Origin of the sequence: Allobosea sp. BK604 (genome assembly GCF_004341515.1) — a bacterium.
Lineage (GTDB): Bacteria > Pseudomonadota > Alphaproteobacteria > Rhizobiales > Beijerinckiaceae > Allobosea.
Genome location: NZ_SLZF01000001.1, coordinates 735,468 through 760,385, shown reverse-complemented (window position 1 = coordinate 760,385; position 24,918 = coordinate 735,468). Strand labels below are relative to the sequence as shown.

The 24,918-nt window shown below is 66.5% G+C and carries 25 protein-coding genes and 1 tRNA gene; 9 read left to right on the top strand and 17 right to left on the bottom strand.

What is annotated here, in order from left to right; genetic code table 11:
* The first annotated feature begins 21 nt into the window (after window positions 1-21).
* Window positions 22-1,218 (top strand): MFS transporter, encoded by a 1,197-nt coding sequence (locus EV560_RS03760; protein ID WP_165923303.1) that lies wholly within the window; start codon window positions 22-24, stop codon window positions 1,216-1,218.
* A gap of 6 nt (window positions 1,219-1,224) precedes the next feature.
* On the opposite strand, the gene EV560_RS03755 is transcribed toward EV560_RS03760, so the two are convergent.
* Window positions 1,225-1,488 carry a BolA family protein gene (locus EV560_RS03755; RefSeq protein WP_465246969.1) on the bottom strand — a complete coding sequence of 88 codons (264 nt, stop codon included), beginning with the start codon at window positions 1,486-1,488 and terminating at the stop codon, window positions 1,225-1,227.
* A 100-nt stretch (window positions 1,489-1,588) separates the two neighbouring features.
* On the opposite strand from EV560_RS03755, the gene EV560_RS03750 reads away from it, so the two are divergent.
* Window positions 1,589-2,206, top strand: a complete 618-nt coding sequence (locus tag EV560_RS03750; RefSeq protein WP_131854104.1) for a J domain-containing protein — start codon at window positions 1,589-1,591, stop codon at window positions 2,204-2,206.
* Between the two features lie 89 nt (window positions 2,207-2,295).
* On the top strand, window positions 2,296-2,505 hold the full coding sequence (locus EV560_RS03745; RefSeq protein WP_131854102.1) for a CsbD family protein: 210 nt from the start codon (window positions 2,296-2,298) through the stop codon (window positions 2,503-2,505).
* 76 nt (window positions 2,506-2,581) lie between these two features.
* Here EV560_RS03745 and EV560_RS03740 read toward each other — a convergent pair whose 3' ends face one another.
* From EV560_RS03740 to EV560_RS03725, 4 genes are all read right to left on the bottom strand, one after another.
* On the bottom strand, window positions 2,582-3,382 hold the full coding sequence (locus EV560_RS03740) for an SRPBCC family protein (protein ID WP_131854100.1): 801 nt from the start codon (window positions 3,380-3,382) through the stop codon (window positions 2,582-2,584).
* A 10-nt stretch (window positions 3,383-3,392) separates the two neighbouring features.
* Window positions 3,393-3,983 (bottom strand): helix-turn-helix domain-containing protein, encoded by a 591-nt coding sequence (locus tag EV560_RS03735; RefSeq protein ID WP_131854098.1) that lies wholly within the window; start codon window positions 3,981-3,983, stop codon window positions 3,393-3,395.
* An 85-nt stretch (window positions 3,984-4,068) separates the two neighbouring features.
* Window positions 4,069-6,078: a protein meaA gene (locus EV560_RS03730; protein ID WP_131854096.1), complete on the bottom strand. Its 2,010-nt coding sequence runs from the start codon at window positions 6,076-6,078 to the stop codon at window positions 4,069-4,071.
* 270 nt (window positions 6,079-6,348) lie between these two features.
* Window positions 6,349-7,512 (bottom strand): mandelate racemase/muconate lactonizing enzyme family protein, encoded by a 1,164-nt coding sequence (locus tag EV560_RS03725; RefSeq protein WP_131854094.1) that lies wholly within the window; start codon window positions 7,510-7,512, stop codon window positions 6,349-6,351.
* A 205-nt stretch (window positions 7,513-7,717) separates the two neighbouring features.
* Between EV560_RS03725 and EV560_RS03720 the strand changes: the two genes are divergently transcribed.
* Together EV560_RS03720 and EV560_RS03715 are read left to right on the top strand one after the other, a co-directional pair.
* A complete protein-coding gene (locus EV560_RS03720; RefSeq protein WP_131854092.1) occupies window positions 7,718-8,959 on the top strand; it encodes an aminotransferase-like domain-containing protein in 1,242 nt (413 codons plus the stop codon).
* 164 nt (window positions 8,960-9,123) lie between these two features.
* Window positions 9,124-9,795: an RraA family protein gene (locus tag EV560_RS03715; protein WP_131854090.1), complete on the top strand. Its 672-nt coding sequence runs from the start codon at window positions 9,124-9,126 to the stop codon at window positions 9,793-9,795.
* A gap of 354 nt (window positions 9,796-10,149) precedes the next feature.
* Here EV560_RS03715 and phnX read toward each other — a convergent pair whose 3' ends face one another.
* From phnX to EV560_RS03675, 8 genes are all read right to left on the bottom strand, one after another.
* Entirely contained in the window at window positions 10,150-10,986 is an 837-nt protein-coding gene (gene phnX / locus EV560_RS03710; RefSeq protein WP_131854088.1) for a phosphonoacetaldehyde hydrolase, read from the bottom strand.
* A 22-nt stretch (window positions 10,987-11,008) separates the two neighbouring features.
* Complete coding sequence (locus EV560_RS03705) at window positions 11,009-12,133, bottom strand: TIGR03364 family FAD-dependent oxidoreductase (RefSeq protein ID WP_131854086.1); 1,125 nt, start codon at window positions 12,131-12,133, stop codon at window positions 11,009-11,011.
* Between the two features lie 59 nt (window positions 12,134-12,192).
* Window positions 12,193-13,506: an MFS transporter gene (locus EV560_RS03700; protein ID WP_131854084.1), complete on the bottom strand. Its 1,314-nt coding sequence runs from the start codon at window positions 13,504-13,506 to the stop codon at window positions 12,193-12,195.
* Window positions 13,507-13,549: 43 nt separating this feature from the next.
* Window positions 13,550-13,948 (bottom strand): MarR family winged helix-turn-helix transcriptional regulator, encoded by a 399-nt coding sequence (locus EV560_RS03695; protein WP_131854082.1) that lies wholly within the window; start codon window positions 13,946-13,948, stop codon window positions 13,550-13,552.
* 168 nt (window positions 13,949-14,116) lie between these two features.
* A complete protein-coding gene (locus tag EV560_RS03690) occupies window positions 14,117-14,596 on the bottom strand; it encodes a DUF1178 family protein (RefSeq protein WP_131854079.1) in 480 nt (159 codons plus the stop codon).
* 59 nt (window positions 14,597-14,655) lie between these two features.
* On the bottom strand, window positions 14,656-15,519 hold the full coding sequence (locus tag EV560_RS03685) for a carbon-nitrogen hydrolase family protein (RefSeq protein ID WP_131854077.1): 864 nt from the start codon (window positions 15,517-15,519) through the stop codon (window positions 14,656-14,658).
* Window positions 15,520-15,639: 120 nt separating this feature from the next.
* Window positions 15,640-15,900, bottom strand: a complete 261-nt coding sequence (gene grxC, locus EV560_RS03680; protein ID WP_131854721.1) for a glutaredoxin 3 — start codon at window positions 15,898-15,900, stop codon at window positions 15,640-15,642.
* A gap of 44 nt (window positions 15,901-15,944) precedes the next feature.
* A complete protein-coding gene (locus EV560_RS03675; RefSeq protein ID WP_131854075.1) occupies window positions 15,945-16,745 on the bottom strand; it encodes a ComF family protein in 801 nt (266 codons plus the stop codon).
* Between the two features lie 195 nt (window positions 16,746-16,940).
* On the opposite strand from EV560_RS03675, the gene EV560_RS03670 reads away from it, so the two are divergent.
* From EV560_RS03670 to wrbA, 4 genes are all read left to right on the top strand, one after another.
* Window positions 16,941-18,050, top strand: coding sequence for an alkene reductase (locus tag EV560_RS03670; RefSeq protein WP_131854073.1), 1,110 nt, complete (start codon window positions 16,941-16,943; stop codon window positions 18,048-18,050).
* Between the two features lie 255 nt (window positions 18,051-18,305).
* A tRNA-Glu gene (locus tag EV560_RS03665) sits at window positions 18,306-18,381 on the top strand.
* A gap of 53 nt (window positions 18,382-18,434) precedes the next feature.
* On the top strand, window positions 18,435-19,478 hold the full coding sequence (locus EV560_RS03660) for a LysR substrate-binding domain-containing protein (protein WP_248311872.1): 1,044 nt from the start codon (window positions 18,435-18,437) through the stop codon (window positions 19,476-19,478).
* Between the two features lie 293 nt (window positions 19,479-19,771).
* Complete coding sequence (gene wrbA / locus EV560_RS03655; RefSeq protein WP_131854071.1) at window positions 19,772-20,407, top strand: NAD(P)H:quinone oxidoreductase; 636 nt, start codon at window positions 19,772-19,774, stop codon at window positions 20,405-20,407.
* Window positions 20,408-20,458: 51 nt separating this feature from the next.
* Here wrbA and EV560_RS03650 read toward each other — a convergent pair whose 3' ends face one another.
* The 4 genes from EV560_RS03650 to EV560_RS03635 all read right to left on the bottom strand — a co-directional run bounded on the left by EV560_RS03650 (window position 20,459) and on the right by EV560_RS03635 (window position 24,907).
* Window positions 20,459-20,677, bottom strand: coding sequence for a hypothetical protein (locus EV560_RS03650; protein ID WP_131854069.1), 219 nt, complete (start codon window positions 20,675-20,677; stop codon window positions 20,459-20,461).
* A gap of 284 nt (window positions 20,678-20,961) precedes the next feature.
* A complete protein-coding gene (locus tag EV560_RS03645) occupies window positions 20,962-22,200 on the bottom strand; it encodes an amidohydrolase family protein (RefSeq protein WP_131854067.1) in 1,239 nt (412 codons plus the stop codon).
* A gap of 127 nt (window positions 22,201-22,327) precedes the next feature.
* Complete coding sequence (locus EV560_RS03640; RefSeq protein ID WP_131854065.1) at window positions 22,328-23,911, bottom strand: ABC transporter substrate-binding protein; 1,584 nt, start codon at window positions 23,909-23,911, stop codon at window positions 22,328-22,330.
* 96 nt (window positions 23,912-24,007) lie between these two features.
* Window positions 24,008-24,907 carry an ABC transporter permease gene (locus tag EV560_RS03635; protein WP_131854063.1) on the bottom strand — a complete coding sequence of 300 codons (900 nt, stop codon included), beginning with the start codon at window positions 24,905-24,907 and terminating at the stop codon, window positions 24,008-24,010.
* Between the last annotated feature and the right edge of the window lie 11 nt (window positions 24,908-24,918).

Here is a 24,918-nt window from a genome sequence, read left to right as displayed (position 1 = left end):
CCTTCACGTGATCGCCCTGTCGTGATCGTCTTTCTGGCACTGCTGCCGGCCTATATCCTGTCGATCTTCTATCGGTCGTTCCTGAGCGTCATCGCCAACCCGGTGATCGCGGATCTCGGGATCGGTCCGCGCGAGTTCGGCGTGCTGGGCGCGGCCTGGTTCATCACCTTCGCGCTGGCGCAGTTTCCGGTGGGCTGGGCGCTCGACCGGCTCGGCCCGCGCCGGACGGTGGCGGCGCTGATGGCGCTCGGCTCGGTCGGCGCGTTCCTGTTCGCGAACGCGACCAGCGCCTTCACCGGCACGCTGGCGATGGCGCTGATCGGCCTCGGCTGCGCACCGATCTTCATGTCCTCACTCTTCCTGTTCGCCCGCAACGAGGCACCGGCGCGTTTCGGGCTGCTGACCTCGATCTTCATCGGGCTGGGCTCGATCGGGAATCTCGTCGGGGCGGCGCCGCTCGCCATCGCCGCGGCGCATTTCGGCTGGCGCGGCGCCATGCTCGCCATGGCCGTGTGCTTTCTGCTCGCCACCGTGCTGGCGGCCGCCCTGGTGCGCGATCCGCCGCATGCCGAGGCTTCGTCCGGCAAGCAGGAAGGGCTGTGGCAGGGGCTGCGCAGCATCGCCCGGGTCAGGCCGCTCTGGCTGCTGGCGCCGATCACGCTGACCGGCTACGCCATCATCGCGACCGAGCGGGGATTATGGATCGCGCCCTTCATGAGCGCCGTCCACGCCTTCGACCCGATCAAGAGCGGCCATGTCGCGACAGTGATGGCGGTGGCGATGGTCGTCGGTGCCTTCGCCTATGGCGGGCTCGAGCAATGGGCGCGCCGCAGCAAGCCCCTAGTGCTCTGGGGCACGCTCCTGACCGGGCTCGCCTTCGCGGCGCTGGCGTTGAGGGGCGGCAGCGATCATGCCCATGCGATCGGTCTTTTTGCCCTGATCGGGGCGGCCGGCTTCACCTATGCCATCCTGATGGCGCATGCGAAACTGTTCTTCCCCGGGCATCTGATCGGCCGCGGGATGACCTTCGTCAATTTCCTGTTCATCGCCGGCGCTGCCGCGATCCAATACGGCTCGGGCTGGCTGATCGCTGCGCAGGGCGAGGCCGGGCTCGACAAGGCGGCGACCTTCGCCAACCTGCACTGGATCTTCGCGGCGTTGCTGCTGGCCTCGGCCGCCATCTATGCCTTCACGCCGGAACGTCCGGCACGGGGCTGAGACGCCTCAGGCCTCGCCGGGCGCCCTGGCCGCGATCGCGAGCGCATGGACGCGCTCGGCCAGTTCCTGCGCGAGGATGGTGTTGACCATGCGATGGCGCTCGACCCGGCTCTTGCCAGAGAAGGCGTCCGACACGATATCCACCCTGAAATGAGTCTCGCCGCCCTCGCGCCAGCCGCCATGGCCGTGATGCAGGTGCGACTCGTCGATCACGTCCAGCCGCTGTGGCGCAAGTGCCTCTTCCAGCTTCTTCGTGATTCTTTCAGCCATTGCGGTCATGATCGCGACACGGTCCTGATCGTCACTCGTCGGCCCGGCATGCTGCGTCGCACTTGCCGGTTTCGTTCCCGCGTCTCATAAACATTCGACCATGAACTTCAACTCGCCCCTTTTCGATCGCATCAGGATCGGCCCTTCCGAAGCGGAAGAGGTCACCGACAATGATGCGCCGCGCTGCGACCATGCCGGTTGCATCCGTGCGGGCGAATTCCGCGCGCCGATGGGCCGCGGCAAGGAGGGCCGCTTCTTCCGCTTCTGCCTGGAGCATGTGAAGGAGTACAACGCCTCCTATAACTATTTCGCCGGCATGAACGACGATGCCCTGCGCGACTACCAGAAGCAGGAGGAGATCGGCCATCGGCCGACCTGGAAGCTCGGCGTCAACTCCAAGGCGGCGCGCATGGCGCAGCGCGGGCGCGTCGGTCGCGGCGAGGCCGGGCCGGACGTGCAGGATGCGTTCAACATCTTCGGCGCGCGCACGGCGCAGCAGGCGGCACAGCCGCAGCCGCGCCACAGCGCGCTCGCCCGCAAGGCGCTGGACACGCTCGGCCTCGACGAGAATGCCGATTCCGCCGCGATCAAGGCGCGCTACAAGGAACTCGTGAAGCGCATGCATCCCGACGCCAATGGTGGCGACCGCTCGCGCGAGGCGGCCCTTCAGGAAATCCTCAAGGCCTATCAGCAGCTCAAGACCACAGGTCTGGTATAGGCCTTTAAGGCCGTCTTACCTGGTTGAGCCGAACCATTCCGCGCCTGAGGCGTTGTTCAGACATCCCGTTTCACCGATGGAGATGTCCGATGGATTGGAACCGCGTCGAAGGCAACTGGAAGCAGCTCAAGGGCAAGGTCAAGGAACAGTGGGGCAAGCTCACTGACGACGATCTCGATGTGATCGCCGGCAAGCGCGACCAGCTCGAGGGCAAGATCCAGGAGCGCTACGGCATCGCCAAGGACCAGGTCCGCTCCGATGTCGATACCTGGTACACCCGCCAGGACTGGAAACACTAGCAACCGGTGCGTTGCGTCGTGTACGGCCCCGTCAGCGCGAGCTGGCGGGGCTTTCGTTTGAGCCGCGTCGAGGACCTCAGGCTGCCGGGAAGGTTTGCGCGAACCAGTCCCGCCAGCGCGGCTCGCTCGCCGCCACGCGTGTCTCGGCATCGTCACCATAGAAGAACAGGCTGGCGCTGACATTCACCGCTTCGCCCATCCGGCAGGTGCTGACGAAGCCGACGCCCGGCCCCGGTTGATCGAGCCGCAGCAACACGAAACGCACCTTGCCGTCCTGGTGGACCTGCTCGACTGCGCCGGAGAGGGGCTCCGGCCCCGCCAGCGCACGCAGCTCCCCGACATTGGCGCCAGCGAGCCCCAGCCTGTCGACCAGCCGCATCCAGACTGCAAGGTGATCGTGCTCGGCCTTGGCCATGACCTGGAACGATGCGCCCTTCTGCCCACCGAAATGCTGCAAATAGATGCGAAGCACCGCAAAGAAGCCGGGCCAGCCGCTCTCGAATCCCTCCATCTGATCGTCCCATTCATCGGAGGACGAAAACAGCGAATGCACCATGCGAACCAGGCATTCGCCGCCGGAGCGGCTGGTGATGGTGATCTCGGTCGCAATCGGGGGCGCATCGCCGTTCCATTCCTTCTCGACATAGCCGAAGCGATGCGGCGGCTCCCAGGTCGTGACCTCGCCCGACGAGAACATGTCTTCCCCGAAGGCGAAGCGCAGCTTGCCGCCGACCCGCTCCTCGATCTGCGTCCGGGTGAACCAGGCGGTGTTGCCCGGCCCGGTCGCCACTGCCTGCCAGATCTGTTCCGGCGTGCCGGGTGCCAGGAATTCCATTTCGACCCAGCGTTTTCCGGTTCCGTCCTTCTTGATCGGCATCGTCTTCCTTTCAGGGTTGGGTTTCTGCGGGGGCTGGATAGGACGCGACGACGAGCCGGTGCGGCCGTCCGCCCGGCGTGGTCTCGTCGTGGTAGCGCGCGGCGAGCCCGGCGATCGCGTTCGCGAGATCGGTCGTGAAGGCGGCGCGCTCGGCCGGCGATCGGAAACGGATCACCGTGTCGAGCGAAAGCGTCGCCAGCCGCCTGTCTGTCAGCCGGGCCTTGGTCCATAGCGCGCCGACCTCGCGCACGATCCGCGCCGCGAGCGCGACCAGATAGCTCGCCGACAGCCGGTCACCCGCCCGCGCTGGGTCCGAGGCGAGCGGCCCGAGCGCTGCCGGCGAGACGACATAGGAGGTCGCGGTCGCGACCATGATCCGCTCCGTCAGGCCGCCCCAGTGGCGCTCCTCCGCCGGCTCGACGAGCTTGTGCTCCTCGAGCGCACGCAGGTGATAGTTCACCTTCTGGCGGCTGAGCCCGATCCGCGCTGCGAGCGCGGCGGCAGATGCCGGCTTCGCCAGTTCGGCCAGCAGGCGCCGCTTGATAGGGTCGAGCGCGAGCGCGGCGCGTTCGGGATCGTCGATGATATCGAGGTCGAGCATTGGGCAACTCTGCATTGACAAAAAAATTTGTCAATGCAGAGTTGCCAGTGCCGCGTTGAAGCGGTCGAAGTCCAAACGGGAGAAATCAGACCTTCGTCTTCGCCGCCAGCCCGGCGACGTCGCTGATGATGCCGTCCAGCGCAAAATCCTTGGGCGTATAGACCGCTGCGACGCCCATGTTCCTGAGCGCGTTCTCGTCGTCGGGCGGGATTATGCCGCCGACCACGACCGGCACATTCATGCCGGCGACGCGCAGGCGGGCGGTGACGTCGCGCACCAGCGGCAGATGCGAGCCGGAGAGGATGGAGAGGCCGATGATATCGGCCTCGGTCTCCCGCGCTTGCGTCACGATCTCCTCCGGGGTCTGGCGGATGCCGCCATAGTTCACCACCATGCCGGCGTCGCGGGCGCGCACGGCGATCTGCTCGGCGCCGTTCGAGTGTCCGTCGAGGCCCGGCTTGCCGACAAGGAAGCGCGGCGCGCGGCCGAGCTTTTCGGTGGCGCGGGCGACGGCGGCTTTGACCGTGGCGAGACCGGCATCGTCAGCGGCCTTGCCGGTATCGACGCCGGTCGGGGCGCGGTATTCGCCAAAGATCTCGCGCAGGGTCTGCGCCCATTCGCCGGTGGTGACGCCGGCCTTGGCGCAGGCGATCGAGGCCGGCATGACATTGCGCGCTTCCCTGGCGGCTGCAGAGAGCTCGGCCAATGCGGCCTCTGCTGCCTTCGTATCGCGAGCCGAGCGCCAGTCCTTGAGACGCGCGATCGCTTCCAACTCGACCGAATCCGGCACGGTGACGACCGCGCCTTCGCCGGCCGAAAGCGGGGAGGGCTCGCTATTGGTGAACTTGTTGACGCCGATCACGACCTGCTCGCCGCGCTCGATCGCCTCGATCCGGCGCGCGCCGTTCTCGACCAGCGCCTGCTTCATGTAGCCGCTCTCGACCGCGGCAAGCGCGCCGCCCATGGCGTCGATCCGCGCGAGTTCCTCGAGCGCCGCCGCCTTCAGCTCCTCGACCTTGGCGTCGATTTCGGTCGAGCCGTTGAAAATGTCGCCGAATTCGAGCAAGTCGGTCTCATAGGCCAGGACCTGCTGCATGCGCAGCGACCATTGCTGGTCGAAGGGGCGAGGCAGGCCGAGCGCCTCGTTCCAGGCCGGGAGCTGCACCGCGCGGGCGCGGGCCTTCTTCGAGAGGGTCACGGCCAGCATTTCGATCAGGATGCGGTAGACGTTGTTCTCCGGCTGCGGCTCGGTCAGGCCGAGCGAGTTGACCTGCACGCCATAGCGGAAGCGGCGCATTTGTTCGTCGGTGACGCCATACCTGCCTAGTGTGATCTCATCCCAGAGATCGACGAAAGCCCGCATCTTGCAGAGCTCGGTGATGAAGCGCATGCCGGCATTCACGAAGAAGGAGATGCGCCCGACAATGCCGGGGAACTCCGCCTCGCTCACCTCGGGCTGGGCCTTGATCGAGTCGAGCAGCGCGATCGCGGTCGCCAGCGCATAGGAAAGCTCCTGCACCGGCGAGGCGCCTGCCTCCTGCAAATGGTAGGAGCAGACATTGGTCGGGTTCCATTTCGGCAATTCGCGCGCCGTGAACACGACGATATCGGTGGTGAGTTGCATCGAGGGGCGCGGCGGGAAGACATAGGTGCCGCGCGACAGGTATTCCTTGACGAGATCGTTCTGGGTCGTGCCCTGCAGCACCTGGCGCGGCGCGCCCTGCTCGTCGGCGACGGCGATATAGAGCGAGAGCAGCCAGGCTGCCGTCGCGTTGATCGTCATCGACGTGTTCATCTGCGCCAGCGGAATCTGGTCGAACAGCGCCCGCATGTCGCCGAGATGGGAGATGGGAACGCCGACCTTGCCGACCTCGCCGCGCGAGAGCACGTGGCCGGGGTCATAGCCGGTCTGGGTCGGCAGATCGAAGGCGACGGAAAGGCCGGTCTGGCCTTTGGCGAGATTGGTCCGATAGAGCCGGTTGGACTCGGCCGCGTCGGAATGGCCGGCATAAGTCCGGAAGATCCAGGGCTTGTCGCGCGGCGGAGCCTCGCCGCGCTCACCCTGCTTACCGCCGGTCGGATCGATCGCGCTCATCGCCGCTCCCTGCCGTCCTCGCATACGCGCAATCTTAGTGTTGCACTGCAGCGAAGATAACGCCAGAGGCGCGGGGAAGTCGTGTCAGACGTTGGGATGAGGCGGCTTTCCTTATCCCCTTGCGGGCGAAGGCGCCCCGGAAGGGCGGACGAGGTGTCGCTCCGCCCCTGGATGTTGTTCGAGGTGCCGCGCGGTCATCGTCGCGCGACCCCTCATCCGTCCCGGCTTCGCCGAGCCACCGTCTCTCGCAAGCGGGGAAGGGCGAGAGAGCTACTCCGCCAGCTCGCGCATCACCTTGATCAGGTCGCTCTTGCCCTCGAAGCCGATGCCCGGCAGGTCCGGCATGGTGATGTAGCTGTTCTCGACGCGGACCGTGTCGGGGAAGCCGCCATAGGGCTGGAACAGGTCGGGATAGCTCTCGTTGCCGCCGAGGCCGAGGCCGGCGGCGATGTTGAGCGACATCTGGTGGCCGCCATGCGGCACGCAGCGATCCCAGCCCCAGCCGGCGACCTTCAGTGCAGCCAGCGTGCGCTGGTACTCGCAGAGCCCGTATGACAGGGCGCAATCGAACTGGAGCCAGTCGCGGTCCGGCCGCATGCCGCCATGGCGCAGCAGGTTGCGAGCGTCCTGGTGGCTGAACAGGTTCTCGCCCGTCGCCATCGGGCCGGGATAGAACTCGGCGAGGGCGGCCTGCAGCGCGTAGTCGAGCGGATCGCCAGCTTCCTCGTACCAGAACAGCGGATACTCGCGCAGCGCCTTGGCATAGGCGATGGCGGTCTCCAGGTCGAAGCGGCCATTGGCATCGACGGCGAGCTGCGCGTCCTTGCCGATCTCCTTCAGCACCGCCTCGATGCGGCGGCGATCCTCGGCGAGCGGGGCGCCACCGATCTTCATCTTCACGACGCGGTAGCCGCGGTCGAGATAGCTGCGCATCTCGGCGCGCAGCGCATCGTCATCCTTGCCGGGATAATAGTAGCCGCCGGCGGCGTAGACGAAGACGCGCGGATTGGCCTGAAGGCCATGGCGCTCGGCAAGCAGGCGGAAGAGCGGCTTGCCGGCGATCTTCGCCGTCGCGTCCCAGATCGCCATGTCGAGCGTGCCGACGGCGACCGAACGCTCGCCATGACCGCCCGGCTTCTCGTTCATCATCATCGCCGCCCAGGCGCGATCGGGATCGAGATTGTCGCCCGCGTCGTTGAGCAGGCTCTTGGCATCGGCTTCGAGCAGGCGCGGCGCGAAACGCTCGCGGATCAGCCCGCCCTGGCCGTAGCGGCCATTGGAGTTGAAGCCGTAGCCGACGACGCGGCGTCCGTCGCGCACCACATCCGTGACCACGGCGACGAGGCTCGTCGTCATCTTGGTGAAGTCGATATAGGCGTTGCGGATCGGCGAGGCGATCGGTTGGGTGATTTCGCGGACGTCGACGATGCGCATACGGAACTCCTCTGGATATGCGGCGCTTATGCCTTGCGAAAAGTTGTATGACAACTTTTTTGTGGAGGTTCAGCGCTAAGTTCCCGCAAGCGCCTGCCGGCCTGCGATATCCAACAAGCGGCAATGCCGCATGCAGGAGCTGCGGGTTTCGCTTGCGCCCGAGGCCCGATAGCGTGCGGACCCGATTGCAGCCAGGGTCGAGATGATGTCGTTTCAGAAACAGAGCCCGAAAGCGCGGCCGGCCTTTGCGCGCTGGATGTCCTCGGGCAACGACATCACCCAGCAATTCCTCTCGATCGGCGGACGCCCCGACATGGTCAGCCTCGCCGGCGGGTTACCGGCGGCCGAGCTCTATCCTGTCGCGGAGATCGCCCAGGCGAGCGAGCGTGCGCTCGCTCGCTTCGGCTCGGTCGCGCTGGAATACGGGCCCTGCGAAGGCCTGCCGGCCCTGCGCGAGGCGATCGCGGCGCGGATCTCGGCCAGCGCCGGGCGGCGCTTCGGTCCGGAGAACGTGCTGCTCACCACCGGCGCGATGCAGGGGCTCGACCTGCTCGGCAAGGCGCTGATCGATCCCGGCGATCTCATCGTCGCGCAGTTCCCGACCTATCTCGGTGCGCTCGATGCCTGGCGGCCGCGACAACCGCGCTATGAAAAGCTGGACTGGTCCTGCGAAGGACAGGGTTTCGAGGCGGCGCTGAGGCAGGCCAAGTTCGTCTATGCCGTGCCGAATTATTCGAACCCGACCGGCGTGCTCGTTCCGCAGCAGCAGCGGGCGGCCCTGCTCGACAAGGTGCTGGCGGCGGGAACCTGGCTGGTCGAGGACGATCCCTATCTGCCGCTCCAGCTCGATGGCGAGGCGGGGCCGAGCATCCTCGCGGCGCATGCCGCGAGCCATCCGGAAGGTCCCTATGACGGGCCGGTGGTCTATCTCGGCACCTTGTCGAAGAGCCTGGTGCCCGGGCTGCGCGTCGGCTGGGTCGTGGCGGAAGCCGGCATGATCGCGACGCTCGCGCTCGCCAAGCAATCGACCGATCTCAGCAGCAGCATGCTGACACAGGCCGTGGCGCTTGAACTGATCGAAGGCGGCTTTAAGGCCGGGCATATCCCGCAGATCGTCGCGACCTATCGCGACCGCCGTGACGCGCTCTGCGCCGCCGCGAGCCAGCATCTGGCCGAATGGTTCAGCTGGGAGATTCCGCCCGGCGGCATGTTCGTCTGGATGAAGGCGCGCTCGCCGGAGATCGACACGAACGCGCTTTATGCCTTCGCGCTGGAGGAGAAGGTCGCCTTCGTGCCGAGCAGCGTGTTCGATCCCGATGGCGGGCTGACCGACGCGATGCGGGTCAATTTCACCCGCTCCTCGCCGGAAGTCATCGTCGAGGGCGTGCGCCGGCTGGAGCGGGCGGTTAGGCGCTATCTTGCCGCGCGCCCCGGGCGGGCGGCCTGAACCCGCAGCTTGTCCGGACTGTCCCCGTCATGGTCGGGCTTGTCCTGACCAGCCACGTCTTCATCGTTCGAATGCGGTGTTCGAGACGTGGATGCTCGCCACAAGGGCGAGCATGACGGCCAGCTAATCTTCGACGAATAAGAATCTCATCAGAGGAAACGCCAATGCCGACTCGTTTGGACACGCCCCGCAACCAGCGCCTGCCTGCCGATCTCATCGATGCCTGGCGGGCAGTGCCGAGCTCGGTGATCGCCGATCAACTCGGCGGTGCCGGCCATGCCGATCCGCGCATCCGGCCGATCCGCCCCTTCGCGCCGGGGCAGCGCCTGACCGGCTCGGCCATCACCGCTTGGTGCGAGCCGGCCGATTACGGCCCGGTGCATCACGCGATCGCGGTGGCCGAAGCCGGGGACGTCGTGGTGGTCGCGGCCGACGGCCGGCGCGATGCGGCGATGATCGGCGATCTGCTCGGCGGCGCGGCGCGGCTGAAGGGCATTGTCGGCGTAGTCGTCGATGGCGCGGTGCGCGATATCGGGCCGGTCTCGCAATGGCCGGATTTTGTGATGTTCTCGCGCTGGGTGATGCCGCGCGGCCCGTCCTCGATGGAGCGTGGCATCGTCAACGGGCCGATCGTGTTCGGCGGCGTCGTCGTGAATCCCTATGATCTCGTCATCGGTGATGATGACGGGCTCGTTTTCGTGCCGCATGCGCTGGCCCAGACCAAGCTCGAGCCGAGCCTGACCCGGGTGCGCAACGAGGCCGAGTGGGAGAAGGTGCTGGCGAGCGGCAAGACGACGGTCGAGACCTTCAAGGTGCCGGCGATCGAGCCGCTCTGACGTTAGAGCATTTTCGAGCGAAGTGGACACCGGTTCGCGTGAAGAAAATGCGTCGAAACAAAGGGATAGAGAATTTCGCGATTCGGAGAAACGCGGAAATGCTCTGGCTGCTAGCCTCAACCCGCCATTGCGAGGAGCGTGAGCGACGAAGCAATCAAGGGGGACCTAGGGCATCGGTCCGAAAAGTGGGTTGCGGTTTTCGGGAAAAGCCGATGCGAAAACAAGGAGCTAGATCATCGGAGCGGATCCGATATCCGGTCCGATGATCTAGAGCGCTGCCGCCCCTGGATTGCTTTGCGGAGCCTGTACTCGGGCTTGCCGAAGGCAAGACCCGGGTGCTCGCAATGACGGTGATTACGCCGCGAGCGGACGCTCGCCGCGCAGGCCGGCAGCGTCGATCCGCTCGATCACGCCAGGCAGGTCGGCGAGGCTGTCGATCACATGGTCGGCGCCTGCGGCCTTGAGCCGCGCGGTCGCGTCCGCGCGCAAGCGCTCCTGCTCGGCCGGTGGCAAGGCTTGCCATTCCGAGAGCGACAGGCCGACGAGATTGCCGGAAACCGCGAGCCCGACCGTCCAGGTACCGGAGGCGACGCCCTCGGCTATGCCGGGCTCGGTATCGTCGACCTTCACCACCGCTCCGGGCGGGAAGACGCCGAGATCGGCGAAGGTGCGGTACATCATCAGCGGCGTCGGCCGGCCGGCGGCGAGATCGCCGGCGCAGACGAGGTTATCCGGCTGGTAGCCCTGTGCGGCGGCGACCGGCAGCAGCCGCTCCATGATCTCGCGCGTATAGCCGGTGGTCGAACCGATGCGGGCGCCGCGCCGGCGCAACAGCGCAATGGTCTCGGCCGCGGCCGGGATCAGCGTCGAGAAATCCGGATCGGTGACGACCGAGGCGTTGAGCGGCACGAACTGCTCGTAGATGGCATCGATCGCCGCTTCGTCGGGACTGCTGCCGCGCGCCTCGCGCCAGCGGGCGGCGATGCCGGGCTCCGCCATCAGCGCGGCGATATGGTCGCGCTTGGGCAGGCCCATCGGCACGCGCGCCTCGGCGACCGAGATCGCCACGCCGAAGCGATGGAAGACCTCGACGAAGGCGCCCATCGGTGCGCGCGAGCCGAAATCGACGACCGTGCCGGCCCAGTCGAGCACGACGGCCTTGATCGTCCGGAAAGGCGCATCGGTCTGCATGATCGTGGTCTCCGCTTTCGTCTCAGCCGAAGAGTTCTGCGATGGTTTCCTCGCCGATGGCGAAGGAGGTCGAGGCGCCCGTACCCGAGGTGACGATCACGAGCCGCACGCGCTCGGCCGGCGCCATCCGCAGCATCGGCCGGTCCGGCAGGCTGGCATAGGTGCCGAGCCAGCGCGCCGTGATCTCGGGACGAGAGCCGAGCACGGCCTCGTATTCGTCGAGCATCAGCTCGTCGACGGCATCGCTGGCGAACGGGTCTGGCGTCGCGGCGTAATGGTGGGAATCGCCGACGACCTGGGTGCCGTCGGCCGAGGCGACAGCGATGAGATGGATGCCGTTTTCGAGTTGCGCAGCCTGCTCGCTTTCGAGCCGTTTCCTCAACGCCGCGGCCTCCGGCAATTCGGCATAGCCGAGATAGCGCACCAGCGAGAGGTCCGACATCACGGAGCAGGGCAGGTTTTGGCCCGAGGCCGGCTTCACCCGCAACATCTGCAGCTTGCAGCGCGTCAGCCCGGGATAGGCCTCGCGCAATTGCGCGCCGAACAGCCCGCTGAAATCGTCGCCGGGGCAGACCACCACGGTCTCGGCCCGGATCGTCCCGCCGGAGGTCGCGACCATGGGCGGGGCGACCTCGTGCACCGTGCTCTGGCGCCGGAAGGCCACGCCCCAATCGCGTTCGAGATGGGCGGCGAGCCTGGGGATGGCGTCCTTCGATTCGACGCGCAGGTCGTGCGGGCTCCACAGGGCCGCCTCGTTCCGCCCGGCCAGGAAGGGAAAGCGCTCGCGCAGCGCCGCGCGCGAGACCAGCGCGCAGCCCTCGCCCATTTCGCTTGCGAGAAAGGCTTCGAGCACTGCCGTCGCCTCCGCTCGCCGGGAGGCCACGGCGAGGCCGCGATGCTCGATCCGGATGCCGGCCTTCGGTGCCACCTCGTCCCAGATTTGCGCCGAGCGCTTCGCCCGCTGCCAGGTCGCGCCGGCTTGCTGGCCGGTTACGGTGATGAAGCCGAAATTGCGGACCGAGGCGCCATTGGCCTGCGCATCGCGGTCGATGACGACGGTCTTCAAGCCACGCCGCACTCCAGCGAGGGCATGGGCGAGGCCGGCAATGCCGGCCCCGACAATGGCGAGATCGTAATCGGCGGCCAAGTCGATTCTCCTGTCGGGAGAAACCTAGCCGGCGATTGTGAAGGTTGAGCTGCGTCGTCTCAAGCCGCCTTCGCAACCGGCAGGTCGACCTTGGCGCGCAGCGTCACTGCGAAGGCCGCGGCGAAGAGGCAGAGCCCGCCGGCGATGAAGAAGGCCGGCAGGTAGCTCTCGTAGACCGTTCGGCTGAAGCCCGCGCCATAGGCGGCGAAGGCCGCGCCGAGCTGGTGGCCGGCGAAGACCCAGCCGAAGACGAGATTGGTCTTCTCGCCAAAGCGATCGGCCGCGAGCTTCACCGTCGGCGGTACGGTCGCGACCCAGTCGAGCCCGTAGAACACCGCGAAGAGCGAGAGGCCGTAGAAGGAGAAATCGGTGAAGGGCAGGTAGAGCAGCGAGAGGCCGCGCAAGCCATAGTACCAGAACAGCAGCCAGCGGCTGTCATAGCGGTCCGAGAGCCAGCCCGAACCGACCGTGCCGGCGAAATCGAAAATGCCGATGACCGCAAGGACGCCGGCCGCCGTCACCGCCGCCATGCCGTAATCGCCGCAAAGCGAGATGAAATGCGTCTGGACGAGGCCGTTGGTGCTGGCGCCGCAGACGAAGAAGGTGCCGAACAGCACCCAGAAGGTCCGCGAGGTCGAGGCTTCGCGCAGCGCGACGATGGGCGAGGCGAGCATGGTCAAAAGGCTCGCGGGCGTCGCCGGGGCCGGGACGATGCGGGTCTCGCCATAGGGCGCAAGGCCGACATCGGCCGGCCGGTCACGCATCAGGAGGAGCACGCCGATCGCGGCGACGGCGATCATCGCGAGAACGAAGACCATGGCATAGCGCCAGCCGACACGATCGGTCAGTTCGGCGAGCAGGGGGAGGAAGACGAGCTGGCCGGTTGCCGTGCTCGCCGTCAGCAGTCCGACGACGAGGCCGCGGCGATGGGTGAACCAGCGGGTCGCGACGGTGGCGCCGAGCACCATGGCGGTCATGCCGGTGCCGAGCCCGAGCACGACGCCCCAGAGCAGCATCAGGTGCCAGAGCTGCGTCATCGCGAAGGAGCCGAGCACGCTCAAAGCGATCAGGGTCAGGGCGACGCTGGCGACCGGGCGGACACCGAAGCGGTTCATGAACGCGGCGGCGAAGGGGCCCATCAGCCCGAAGAGGGCAAGGCGGATCGCCAGCGCCGAGGAGATTTCGGAGGTGGCCCAGCCGAACTCCTTCTGCAGCGGGCCGATCAGCACGCCCGGCGCGCCGACCGCGCCGGCAGTGACCAGCATGGTCAGGAAGGTGACGGCGGCGACGACCCAGCCATAATGGATGCCGCGACGGGCGAGGGCGGCGGCGAGGCCGGTCGGAGCCGGCGGCTCAAGCGTATCTGTCGGCATGCGAAGCTCCTGGTTGCGGGTATATGCCCGCATTTGGTGAAAATCAAAGCGAATCGAGCAGCGTGCGCAGGATCCGCATCGTGTCGGCGCCGAGCCGCTCGTCGAGCGTCTGCTGGGCGCCGTCCCAGAGCGGTGCGCCATCGTCGAGCACCTTCTGGCCGGCTTCTGTGATCTGGACCACGGCCTCGCGCTGATCCTTGCCGCGGCCGAGCGTCACCAGCCCGAGCTTCTCGATGACCCGGACATTGCGGCCGATGGTCGAGCGGTCGAGTTCGGTCAGGCGGCCGAGCTCGGTCAGCGTCACCGGCTCGGCGCGCTTGATCGTCCGCATCAGGCTGAACTGCGCGATGTTGACGCCGACCGGGGCCATCACCTCGTCATAGAAGGCGGCCATGCGGCGCGAGGCCGAGCGCAAGGTCGTGCAGATGCAGGGACTGGACATGGATGCGGGTATATGCCCGCATCAGAGAATTCGCAAGAGGGAAGCAGTGCTGCGCCAGCGTCATGCTCGCCCTTTTGGCGAGATCCATTGTCTTGGACTCCGCCCCTAGGACGAAAGGCGTGGATGGTCGGGACAAACCCGACTATGACGGAAATATCGGTGTGAAGACTAGTTTCGCCCGCCCGGCAGGCGGGGCAGGGGCATGAAGTCGACGCCTTCCTCATGCAGGAGACGAGTATCCTCGGCCGTCGCCTCGCCATAGATGGCGCGCTCGTCGGCTTCGCCATGATGAATCTTCAGCGCTTCCTCGGCGAAGCGCGGGCCGACATGCTCGGCAGTCTCGGTGACGTGCTTGTGCAGCGCCTCGAGCATCTGCCGGAAGGCGACCTCCTTCTCGCCCATCAGCGCCATCGGTGTCGCGGGCGCCGCCGCAGGAGCGCTGGGCGTTTCCGCCGCCGGCTCGGCCGGGCGCGGGCCGAGATCGGTGCGCGCGACGTTCGGCGCCATGATGGCGCGCTCGACCTTGGCGCTGTCGCAGATCGGGCAGGTCACCAAGCCGCGGGCGGATTGGTCCTCGAAGCTGGAGGAGGTCGCGAACCAGCTTTCGAATTCATGTGCGTTGTCGCAGACGAGGGCGTAGCGGATCATTCTGGCTTCAAACTCGATTTAGTCCCGGCAAATAATCTGCCCTCTCGCCTGCGCAAGGCTTACTCGGCCGCGTCGAGGCGCGACTTTTCGGCGCGATAGGCCGTAACCGGCGTCGGCTTCGTGTGCTGCATGGTCGGGATGCGCTGGCGCGCATCGGCGACGAGCGCAAGATCGATCTCGGCCAGGATCACGCCCGGTTCGGCCTGGGCCTCGGCAAGGACGCGGCCCCAGGGATCGACAATGATCGAATGGCCATAGGTCTCGCGGCCGTCCTCATGCGTCCCGGCCTGCGCGGCCGAGATCATGAAGGCGCCGTTCTCGATGGCGCGGGCCCGCTGCAGCACCTGCCAATGCGCCTCGCCGGTCTGGCGGGTGAAGCAGGCGGGAGCGGTCAGCATGACGGCGCCGGCTTCGGCCTCGGCCCGGTAGAGATAGGGGAAGCGGATATCATAGCAGATCGACAGGCCGACGAGGCCCCAGGGCGTCTCGACGACAGCCGCGCTCTCGCCGCCGGTATAGGTCGCCGATTCCCGCCATTTCTCGCCATTCGGCAGGTCGACATCGAAGAGGTGGATCTTGTCGTAGCGCGCCGCGATCTGCCCTTTCGGGTCGATCATATAGGCGCGATTGGCGACCTTCTCGCCGACCTTGACCGAGAGCGAGCCGATATGGAGCCAGATCTTCCGCTCGCGCGCCGCCTCGCGCAGCCCGGCGAGGACGATGTGCCTGTCTTCGGCCTCGACGACCTCGCGCAGGCGCGTGGTGCTGCGCTCGACCAGATTGGTCATTTCCGGTGTCTGCACGAACAGCGCGCCGGCCGTGGCCGCCTCGCGGATCATGCGGATGGCATCGTCGCGATTCTGCGCCTGGTCGCGCGTCGAGCGCATCTGGACGCAGGCCGCGGTGAAGCTGGTCGAGGTCATCATTTGGCTCCTTCTGCGCGGTCCGGGCGGTCCCAGTGGGCCGCTCGGAGGGATTCGCGCCGGTCTGTCTTTCGGCAAGTCCCCGGGGCGATAGCGGTTCCCGGTGTCCCGGAACCGGCCTCAGGCCGCGATCAGCAGCTTGTCGAGCTCGCCGCGTGCATCGAGCGCGTGCAGGTCGTCCGAACCGCCGACATGCGTCGCGCCAATGAAGATCTGCGGCACCGAGGTGCGGCCGCCAGCGCGCTCGGTCATGGCCTTGCGCAGGTCGGGCTTGCCGTCGACATCGATCTCCTCGAAGGCGATGCCCTTTTTCTTGAGAAGCGATTTGGCAGCGGTGCAATAGGGGCACCAGCTGGTGGTGTAGAGCGTGACCTGCGGCATGGTGAACTCGGCATCGTTACGTTGCACTGCAATCTAGTGTGCCGTCATGCATCCGTCACCACCCGGGCGAAAGTCAGCATGTCGACCTGCCTCGCGCCGGCCCGCAGCAGGGCGCGGGCGGCGGCGTTCGCGGTTGCCCCGGTCGTCAGGACATCGTCGACGAGCAGGATATGGCGGCCCTCGACCGTTGGCCTCATTGCTGGCAGGACCTTGAAGGCGCCCTGCAGGTTGTCGGCGCGTTGCGGCCGGGTCAGGCCGACCTGCTGCGTCGTGCGCTTGACGCGGGCCAGCGCCGTGGGGGCGAGCGTGACGCCGCTGTGCTTCGCCAGCACCTGCGCCAGCGCCGCCGCCTGGTTGAAGCGGCGGCTCCACAGCCTGGTGCGATGCATCGGAACGGGCACGATCAGATCGGCCTCGCCGAGCAATTCGTGGCCTGCTTGCGCCATCATCCGGCCAAGCGTCAGCGCGAGTTCCGTGCGGTCGCCGTATTTCAGCCGATGCACGAGCTCGCGCGCTGTCCCGTCGAAGCGGCAGACGGCGCGTGCCCGTGCGAAGACCGGCGGATCGGAGATAGCCGCGGGCGAGACCAGCCCGGCGCCGAGATCGACCTCGAAGGGCGTGCCGAGCCTTTCGCAATAGGGCCGTTCGATGAAACCGATACCGCTCCAGCAGCGTGCGCAGAGCGCCTGCGCCTGCGCTGTCGCGCCCTTGCAGGCGATGCAGCTCGGCGGATAGACGAGGCCGATCGCGCCATGCAGGCCGCGCCGGGACGCCGTGCGCAAGGCGCCGAGCCAGCGGCGTGGTGCAGAGGAGATTTTTCGACTTTCGATCTCCTCCGCAGTCATTTCATTCCGTTCCGGCCCGGCTTGGGAGAGGCCCGTTTTCTTCACGGGCAGTTGATATTTGTGCCCCTGTCATTCCGCAGCGCAACACCTATCTCGACCAGCGTCAGGAGCATGGCGGGAGCAGGTTTCGCGTGCTTTCATGCTCCAGCTTCATTTCCTCCGGCGCCTGCCGCGAGTTTCACAAGGACCATCCCGATGAGCCGTTCCGACGATCAAGCCGCCCTGCTGTTCGAGCCCTTCCAGCTCGGCGACATCGCGCTCAGCAACCGCGTCGTCATGGCGCCCCTGACGCGCAACCGCGCCACCCGCGGCAGCGACGCGCCGAACGCGCTCAATGTCGAATACTACCGGCAGCGCGCCGGAGCGGGCCTGATCATCAGCGAAGGCACCCAGATCTCGCAGCAGGGCCAGGGCTATGTCTGGACACCTGGCATCTACTCGTCCGAGCAGATCGCCGGCTGGAAGGCCGTGACCGACGCGGTGCATGCCGAGGGCGGCAAGATCATCGCGCAGATCTGGCATGTCGGGCGCGTCAGCCATGTCTCGCTGCAGCCGGGCAACCAGGCGCCGATCGCGCCTTCGGCAATCCCCGCCAACACCAAGACCTATATCGAGAACGGCTTCACCGAGGTGTCGCAGCCGCGCGAGCTCGCGCTCGAGGAGATTCCCGGCATCATCGGCGATTATGTGAAGGCGGCCGAGAACGCCAAGGCGGCCGGCTTCGACGGCATCGAGCTGCACGGCGCCCATGGCTACCTGCTCGACCAGTTCCTGCGCGACGGCTCGAACACCCGCAACGACATCTATGGTGGGCCGATCGAAAACCGCGTGCGGCTGGTGCTCGAAGTGGTCGACGCCGTCTCGAAGGTGTTCGGCAAGGGCCGCGTCGGCATCCGCATCTCGCCGGTGAGCCCGGCCAATGATGCGCGCGACAGCAATCCGCAGGCGCTTTTCCTCCACCTCGTGGAAAAGCTGAGCGAGGCCGGCATCGCCTTCATCCATGTCGTCGAGGGCGCGACGCGCGATGCGCGCGACTATCTCGAATTCGACTACGCGCCGCTGCGCAAGGCCTTCAAGGGCGCCTATATCGCCAATAACAGCCTGACCCGCGAGCTGGCGATTGAGGCGCTCGCCGAAAAGCGCGCCGATCTCGTCGCCTTCGGCCGGCTCTTCATCGCCAATCCGGACCTGGTCGAGCGCCTGCGCCGCGACGCACCGCTCAACACGCCGGATGTCGCGACCTTCTATGGCGGCGACGCCAAGGGCTATATCGACTATCCGTTCCTGACCGAGAAGGCGGCCTGAGCGGGGTGAAGGATACGCGGCGAGCAGCCGCACGCGCGGCCGGCGCCTTTTCGAGCGAGGCGGTTGCCGGCTCGCGCTAGGGACAATCGGGGGCGTCGGGACGGTTCGAGCCGCCCCGATCGGATCGATGTTCTCCCGGTCTGGAAGGGAGGGCGACAGCGTCGGCCTCCCACTCTTTTTGGCCCGGCAACGATTTTTGCGACAAAACAGTTGCGGTCGCGGGTAAGCCCGACTAAACAGCGCCTCTGCCGCGCTGCTCCCTTCGTCTAGCGGTCTAGGACGTCGCCCTCTCACGGCGAAAACAGGGGTTCGAGTCCCCTAGGGAGCGCCATCGGCCCGCTAAGCCCTTGAAGGGCTTAAACTCCCGGTAAATCAACGGTTTCCTTGGCTCCGCCGCCGGCCGATGCTTCGGCAACTCGGCATTCGTCTGCTGCACGGACATCCGGCGGTTCTGTCCTTTGCTTGGCTGTCCCCGTCAGAGTTGAATGCGCGCCACAATCGGACGATGAGTGGTGCATGCTGGATCTGAACGATTTCTTCTTTTTCGTGCAGGTGGTCGATCGGGGTGGGTTCACGGCTGCGGGCCGGACCTTGCGCGTTCCCAAATCGACACTGAGTCATCGCATTCAGCAGCTCGAAAGCAATCTCGGCGTCCGTCTGCTCAACCGGACCTCACGCCGCTTCGGCATGACCGATGCGGGTGAGGATTTCTACCGTCATGCGGTGGCGATGCTGCGGGAGGCCGAACTCGCCGAAACGGCAATCCGTCATCGGCTCACCGAGCCGACCGGCACGGTCCGGTGCACTGCCGGTATCGCGACGATGCAGTTCGCCATGTCCGACATCATCGCCGATTTCCTGGTGAAATATCCGAAAGTGAATGTCGTCGCACATGCCGCCAACCGGACGGTCGACATTGTCGGCGAGAACTACGACATCGCGATTCGCGCGCATTCCGAGCCGCTGCCCGATTCCAACCTGGTCCAGCGGACGCTCGCCCCCGCTCCTTGGTTCCTGTTCGCTGGCGCGGCTTATCTCGACGCAAACGGCGTGCCGGAGACGCCGCAGGATCTGGAAAGCCATGCTTCGCTTTTCATGATGAGGACGGGTGTGGCCCCGGTCTGGCGGCTTCGCCACGCCCGCGAGGCGCGAGACGAGATCGTCATGCCGCTGACCCCGAGATTGCTCGGCGACGACATGATCGGCCTCCAGCAGGCGGCGATCAAAGGCCTCGGCGTGGTGGCGCTGCCGGGCTATGTCTGCCGCTCGGCGGTCCGATCCGGCGCCTTGCGGCGCGTGCTGCCGGACTGGCTCGCCGGGGATTCCACGATCACCGCATTGATCCCTTATCGGCAGGGGCTGCTGCCATCCGTACGGGCCTTCCTCGATCATCTCGCCGCGGAATTCCCCAAGACGGTGCTGATGTAGATCGTCCACCAACCTGGACGCTAAGTCTCAATAGCGGCGACTTCTCGGCTGGTGGCTTGGCTCCTAGTTTGCGCTCCAACGAAGCGATCTGGAGCGAACGAGCCATGCCCAGCACTGCCAAGCTGACAAAAGCCGAGGCGGTCGCTGAAAGGCCCGGAGCGGCCGTTTCGGGCATTCCGGGCGTACCGGTCCGGCCGTAGCCCGACCTGATTCCCACCCAATCGAAATCCTTGCGCTGCGCGGCCCGGAGCACCGCGCGGACGGTCGAATCTTGCTCCGCAAAGCGGTGTCCCATGTCGAAGCCCAAGATCCTGATCGCCTTCTATTCCCGCAAAGGCTCCGGCGAGGCGCTCGCGCTCGCCATTGCCGAGGGCGCCCGCGCAGCCGACGCCGAAATCCGCCTGCGCCGCGCCCGCGAAGTGGTTGGCCCGGAAGCGATGGCGCTGGCGCCCGGCTGGGCCGAGGCGGCCGCGGCGATGAACGAGAGATATCCGGCGCCCACCCCTGATGACGCGGTCTGGGCCGATGCGATCGTGCTCGGCACGCCGACGCGATTCGGCAGCGTCGCCTCCGAGCTCAAGGCCTATATCGACGGGCTCGGCGGCGTCTGGTTTCAGGGCAAGCTCAACGGCAAGCTGGGCAGCGTCTTCGGCTCGAGCTCCTCGAAGCATGGCGGCAACGAGTCGACGCTCCTGTCACTCTACAATGTGCTCGCCCATCTCGGCCTGATCATCGTTCCCCTCGGCTATTCGCACCCGTCCCTGTCCAAGGCCGGCACCCCCTATGGCGCGACCTTCGTCTCGCAGAAGGACACGCAGAAGCCGGGTGAGGACGATCTCGCGGTGGCGCGCTACCAGGGCGAACGTGTCGCGACCATCGCAAGCCGGATGATCCCGTCAACCGCCGAAGCGGAACTCGTCGGCGCCTGAAGGCCGCTGATGACGGGGGACTGACGATGTCCCCCGCCAAAGGCGCTGCAATCACGACAGACGGCGGTCGCGAATATCGGCAATCCGCAGGCAGATTTCGTGATGATCGGCGAGCAGGTCCTGCAGGGGCGTCAGCTGACGAAAGGCGCGAAGGTCGAGCTCAGCTTCCAGCTCCACGCTCCATGCGTCGATCGCTTCGTCCGCGGCCGCGAGTTGGCCTTCGGAGGGCGCAGGGCCGACCTTGTGTCCCGCTTCTTCGGCGATGCGCAACGCGATCTGCTGGCGCAGATCCTGCTCGCGGCTGATGAGCGGCTCGAGCTCGTCAGTATATCTCGGCATCAACTCGCTCTGACTGTGAACGTCCGCTTGGTCCGCCCAGGATAGAGCATTTCCGCGTTTCCTCGAAACGCGGAAATGCTCTATCTCTTTGGTTTAACGCATTTTCTTCACGCGAACCGGTACCCACTTCGCTCGAAAATGCACTGGGACAAAGCGAGCTGAGCTTCGACGCCGACGCGCTTGCGCTGTTGCCTCGCCTACCAACCGAAGCCGCGCTAGTGCAGCGCGCCGTCCTTGCGCTTGCCGCCCTGCATGACCAGCCGCACGTCGCGCAGCCTGGCGAGATCGTCGAGCGGGTTGCCGCCGACGACGAGCACGTCGGCCGCCAGGCCGGGCGTCAGCGTTCCCAGCTTGTCCTCGACGCCCATCACCTTGGCGGCAAAGCCGGTCGAGGCGGTGATCGCCTCCAGCGGGCTCATGCCGCCTTCGTGCACCAGCGCGATTTCCAGCGGCTGGTCGTCGATGCGGGTGAAGCGCCAGCCCGCATCGGTGCCGGCGACGAAGGTGACGCCCGCCGCGCGCAGCTTGCGGAACTGGTCGAGATTTGTCGCGTGGGTCTTGGTCCAGCGCGCGAAGAAGGCTTCTTCCGTCGGGGTGAAGCTCGTCTTCGACGCTTTCTCGCGCATGATCGCGCCGCCGACGGCGAGCGTACTCGTCACGGGAATGCCCGACTTGGCCAGCTTGTCCGCGACGGCCGGATCATAGGACTGGTTGCCCTTGCCGTCGGTGATGAAGCCGGCATGCTCGATCTGGTCGAAGCCGGCCTCGATCACGTCGAGGATCGACTGGGCGCAGAGGCAATGCGCGGTGATCTTGCGGTCGGCGCGATGCGCCTCCTCGACCAGCACGGCGAGCTCGCGCTGCGTATAGGCCGGGTTCCAGGACTGGGTGCCGACGGTGCCGCCGCCGCTCGCCATCACCTTGATGAACTCGGCGCCAATCCTGACCATCTCGCGCACCTTGCGACGCAGCCCGTCCTCGCCATCGGCCTCGCCGCCGAAATACCAGGTATGGCCGCCTGTGATCGTGATCGGCTGGCCGCAGGCGATGACGCGCGCGCCCTCGCCATGGCCGAGCTGGAGCGCGCGGCGCACCGCGATCGAGGTCGAGCCGTAGGCGCCGACATCGCGCACCGTGGTGATGCCGGCCTTGAGCGCCTTGCCGACCGCAAGCGCCGAGGTCGCGACCAGCACGTTCTCGGGCTCGCGCATCGCCTCTTCGAGCAGTGAGCCGTCGCCCGGCAGGTTGAGATGGACATGGATGTCGATCAGGCCGGGCAGGATGGTGCAGCCGGTCATGTCGATCGTCTCGGCCTCGCCCTTGACCACGCCTTCGGGCACCTTGCCGGAATGGACCGAGGCGATCTTGCCGTCCTCGACGACGAGGATGGCGTCGCTCACCGGCGCGGCGCCGGTGCCGTCGATCAATCTGTCTGCCCGGATGAGCGTGGTCATGGCGAACTCCTGTCGTGGTCGGCAAGGCAGGCGGCCGCGATCAGCGCGCCCGGGAAAGCTGCTGTTGTCCTGCGAGGGGGCAAAGCCGCGCCGGGAGGCGTCCTCCCGGCGTGGACGAAGCGGGCGGTCAGTCCGCCAGCGAGGCGGCGCCGAGATATTCGTAGCCGCCGCCGATATAGGTGACGCCGGTCAGCTTCTTGCTGGTCATGACCAGGTCGATGTTCTGGCGCAGCGGCAGCATCACGGCCTGATCCATGATGATCTTCTGGATCTCGTGATAGATCTTCAGGCGCTTGTCGGGATCACGCTCGCGCTGGCCGTCCTGGAACAGGCCGGTCAGCTTCGGGTCGTTGAAATGGCTCCAGTTGAAATACTGGCCGGGCGTGAACCAGTTCGAGAGCGCATCCGGGTCGATGCCGACATATTGCAGCGGGGTCAGCGACATGTCGCCGTTGATGTTGGAGGCGAGCCAGGCCGGCGTCGCGAGCTGGGTGATGTTGGCTTCCATGCCGACCTTCTGCAGGTAGCCCTGGATCGCCTGCGCCAGCAGCGGGTAGGAGGTCGAGGTCGAGATAGCGGTGATGTTGAGCGAGAGCCGCTTGCCATCCTTCTCCCAGAAGCCGTCCTTCTTGGTCCAGCCGCCGTCCTTGAGCGTCGCCTCGGCCTTGGCCGGGTCGAACGGATACATGTCCTCGAGCGACTTGTCGTAGCCGATCATGCTCGGCTGCAGGGGCGTCAGGCTCGGGGGGAAGGCGCCGGCCTCGGCGAGCTGGATCACGCCCTTCTTGTCGACGGCGTACTGGATCGCCTTCCGCACGGCGAGGTCGTTGGTCGGGAACTTGCTGGCGTTGACCGGCGCGAAGATGCCGAGCCCGGTGATCGGTACCGGGATCGCGGTGAAGCGATCCATCTTCTGGAAGGTGTTCCAGTAGACGCCCGGCGTCTGCTGCATCATCTGCGACTGGCCGCTCTGGAACTGGTTCACGCGGGCCTGTGCGTTCGGCACGATCTGGAAGGTGATCTCGGCAATGTTCGGCGGGCCCTTATGGCCGACCGAGGCCGGGTTCCAGGCATAGGCCTCGTTGCGCTTGAGCACGAGGCTCTGGTTCGGCTGGTAGCTGACGAAGGCGAAGGGCCCGGTGCCGGTCGGGTGCAGGCCGATATCCTTGCCGTATTCGGCGAGCGCCTTGGGCGACTGCATGCCGAGATACGGCACGCCGAGCTGCGCCAGCAGCGGCGCATAGGGCGTCTCGCACTTGAACTCGACCGTGTACTTGGCCGTGGCGGTCGCGGTCTTGCATGGGCCGAGCAGGCTGAGCGCGACCTTGGCCTGGGTGTTCTTGTCGGTGATGTACTTGATGTTGGCGACGACGGACTCCGCGTCGAAGGGCGTGCCGTCATGGAACTTCACGTCCTCGCGCAGCGTGAAGGTGTAGGTCTTGCCGTCCTCGGAGATCGTCCACTTGGTCGCCAGAAGCGGCTCGACCTTGAAGTCCGGTGTCAGCCAGACCAGCGCGTCGAAGATATTGGCGAGCAGCGGGCCCTGATTGCGCGCGCCGGTCGTGACCGGGTCGAGCGTGTCGATCGGCTCGGCCCAGCCGACGACGAGCTTGGCGTTCTTGTTCTGGGCCTGCGCGCCGCCCGCGGCGAGCGCGAGCGCGCCGGCTGCCAGCACTGTCTTGATCAAGCGATGCTTTCGTCCTGCGGACATGTTGTTCTCCCCTTTTGAGACTGCGTTGCCGCGCTAACTATTTGTTTTGACGCATTTTCTTCACGCGAACCGGTGTCCACTTCGCTGGAAAATGCTCTAGAGGCGGTTCAAGGTCGGATCGAGCTCGTCCCTGAGCCCGTCGCCGATCAGGTTCACGCTGATCACGAAGAGGGACAGGAACAGGCCGGGGAAGACGGTGATCCACCAGGCCAGCATGATGTAGTTCTGGCCGTCGTTGAGGATCGCGCCGAGCTCGGGCCGCGGCGGCTGCACGCCGAGGCCGATGAAGCCCAGCGCCGTGATCCAGAGCGCGGCGATGCCGAGCCAGGTCGTCGTCAGCACGATGACGCCCGACATCACGTTGGGCAGGATGTGCTTGAAGATGATCCTGGCCGAGGAGGCGCCGGCGGCGGTCGCGGCCTCGACATAGGGCAGGTTGCGCACCTCGGCGGTCGCGCCCTCGACCAGCCTTGCGAAGATCGGCACCAGGATGGCGGCGATCGCGATGACGCCATTGGTCAGGCCGGGCCCGAGAATGGTCGTGACGGTCAGCGCCAGCAGGATGCCGGGGAAGGCGAGCAGGAGATCGATCAGCCGCATGATGCTGAAGCCGAGCGTCCCGCCGAAATAGCCGGCGACCAGGCCGAGCACGGTGCCGACGATCGCGCCGAGCACGACGACACTGATGCTCGCCAGGATGGTGGTGCGGGCGCCGAAGAGAACGCGCGCGAACAGGTCGCGGCCGAAAGCGTCGGTGCCCATCAGATGCACACCGCCCGGTGGCGTGAAGGTCGCCATCGGCTCCTGCGCCGTCGGGTCGAACGAGGTCAGCCACGGCGCGCTGAAGGCTGCGAGCACGAGCAGGATGAACAGCACGAGGCCGAGCGAGAGGCTGCGGTGCCTGAGGGCGCGGAGCACGGCCTTGCGCCGCGACCAGGCCGGGCGCGCGGTGCCGGCGATCTCGGCTGCGGTGGCGGGTGAGGTGATGTCCGACATCGTGCCAGGGT

Bases quoted from the DNA above. Each gene is read 5' to 3' on its own strand.
- wrbA (WP_131854071.1), top strand. From the start codon at position 19,772: ATGTCGAAGCCCAAGATCCTGATCGCCTTCTATTCCCGCAAAGGCTCC.
- EV560_RS03640 (WP_131854065.1), bottom strand. From the start codon at position 23,911: ATGTCCGCAGGACGAAAGCATCGCTTGATCAAGACAGTGCTGGCAGCC.
- EV560_RS03645 (WP_131854067.1), bottom strand. From the start codon at position 22,200: ATGACCACGCTCATCCGGGCAGACAGATTGATCGACGGCACCGGCGCC.
- EV560_RS03750 (WP_131854104.1), top strand. From the start codon at position 1,589: ATGAACTTCAACTCGCCCCTTTTCGATCGCATCAGGATCGGCCCTTCC.
- EV560_RS03740 (WP_131854100.1), bottom strand. From the start codon at position 3,382: ATGCCGATCAAGAAGGACGGAACCGGAAAACGCTGGGTCGAAATGGAA.
- EV560_RS03735 (WP_131854098.1), bottom strand. From the start codon at position 3,983: ATGCTCGACCTCGATATCATCGACGATCCCGAACGCGCCGCGCTCGCG.
- EV560_RS03695 (WP_131854082.1), bottom strand. From the start codon at position 13,948: ATGTCCAGTCCCTGCATCTGCACGACCTTGCGCTCGGCCTCGCGCCGC.
- EV560_RS03720 (WP_131854092.1), top strand. From the start codon at position 7,718: ATGTCGTTTCAGAAACAGAGCCCGAAAGCGCGGCCGGCCTTTGCGCGC.
- EV560_RS03670 (WP_131854073.1), top strand. From the start codon at position 16,941: ATGAGCCGTTCCGACGATCAAGCCGCCCTGCTGTTCGAGCCCTTCCAG.
- EV560_RS03755 (WP_465246969.1), bottom strand. From the start codon at position 1,488: ATGGCTGAAAGAATCACGAAGAAGCTGGAAGAGGCACTTGCGCCACAG.
- EV560_RS03635 (WP_131854063.1), bottom strand. From the start codon at position 24,907: ATGTCGGACATCACCTCACCCGCCACCGCAGCCGAGATCGCCGGCACC.
- EV560_RS03715 (WP_131854090.1), top strand. From the start codon at position 9,124: ATGCCGACTCGTTTGGACACGCCCCGCAACCAGCGCCTGCCTGCCGAT.
- EV560_RS03725 (WP_131854094.1), bottom strand. From the start codon at position 7,512: ATGCGCATCGTCGACGTCCGCGAAATCACCCAACCGATCGCCTCGCCG.
- EV560_RS03745 (WP_131854102.1), top strand. From the start codon at position 2,296: ATGGATTGGAACCGCGTCGAAGGCAACTGGAAGCAGCTCAAGGGCAAG.
- EV560_RS03730 (WP_131854096.1), bottom strand. From the start codon at position 6,078: ATGAGCGCGATCGATCCGACCGGCGGTAAGCAGGGTGAGCGCGGCGAG.
- phnX (WP_131854088.1), bottom strand. From the start codon at position 10,986: ATGCAGACCGATGCGCCTTTCCGGACGATCAAGGCCGTCGTGCTCGAC.
- EV560_RS03685 (WP_131854077.1), bottom strand. From the start codon at position 15,519: ATGACCTCGACCAGCTTCACCGCGGCCTGCGTCCAGATGCGCTCGACG.
- EV560_RS03700 (WP_131854084.1), bottom strand. From the start codon at position 13,506: ATGCCGACAGATACGCTTGAGCCGCCGGCTCCGACCGGCCTCGCCGCC.
- grxC (WP_131854721.1), bottom strand. From the start codon at position 15,900: ATGCCGCAGGTCACGCTCTACACCACCAGCTGGTGCCCCTATTGCACC.
- EV560_RS03675 (WP_131854075.1), bottom strand. From the start codon at position 16,745: ATGACTGCGGAGGAGATCGAAAGTCGAAAAATCTCCTCTGCACCACGC.
- EV560_RS03690 (WP_131854079.1), bottom strand. From the start codon at position 14,596: ATGATCCGCTACGCCCTCGTCTGCGACAACGCACATGAATTCGAAAGC.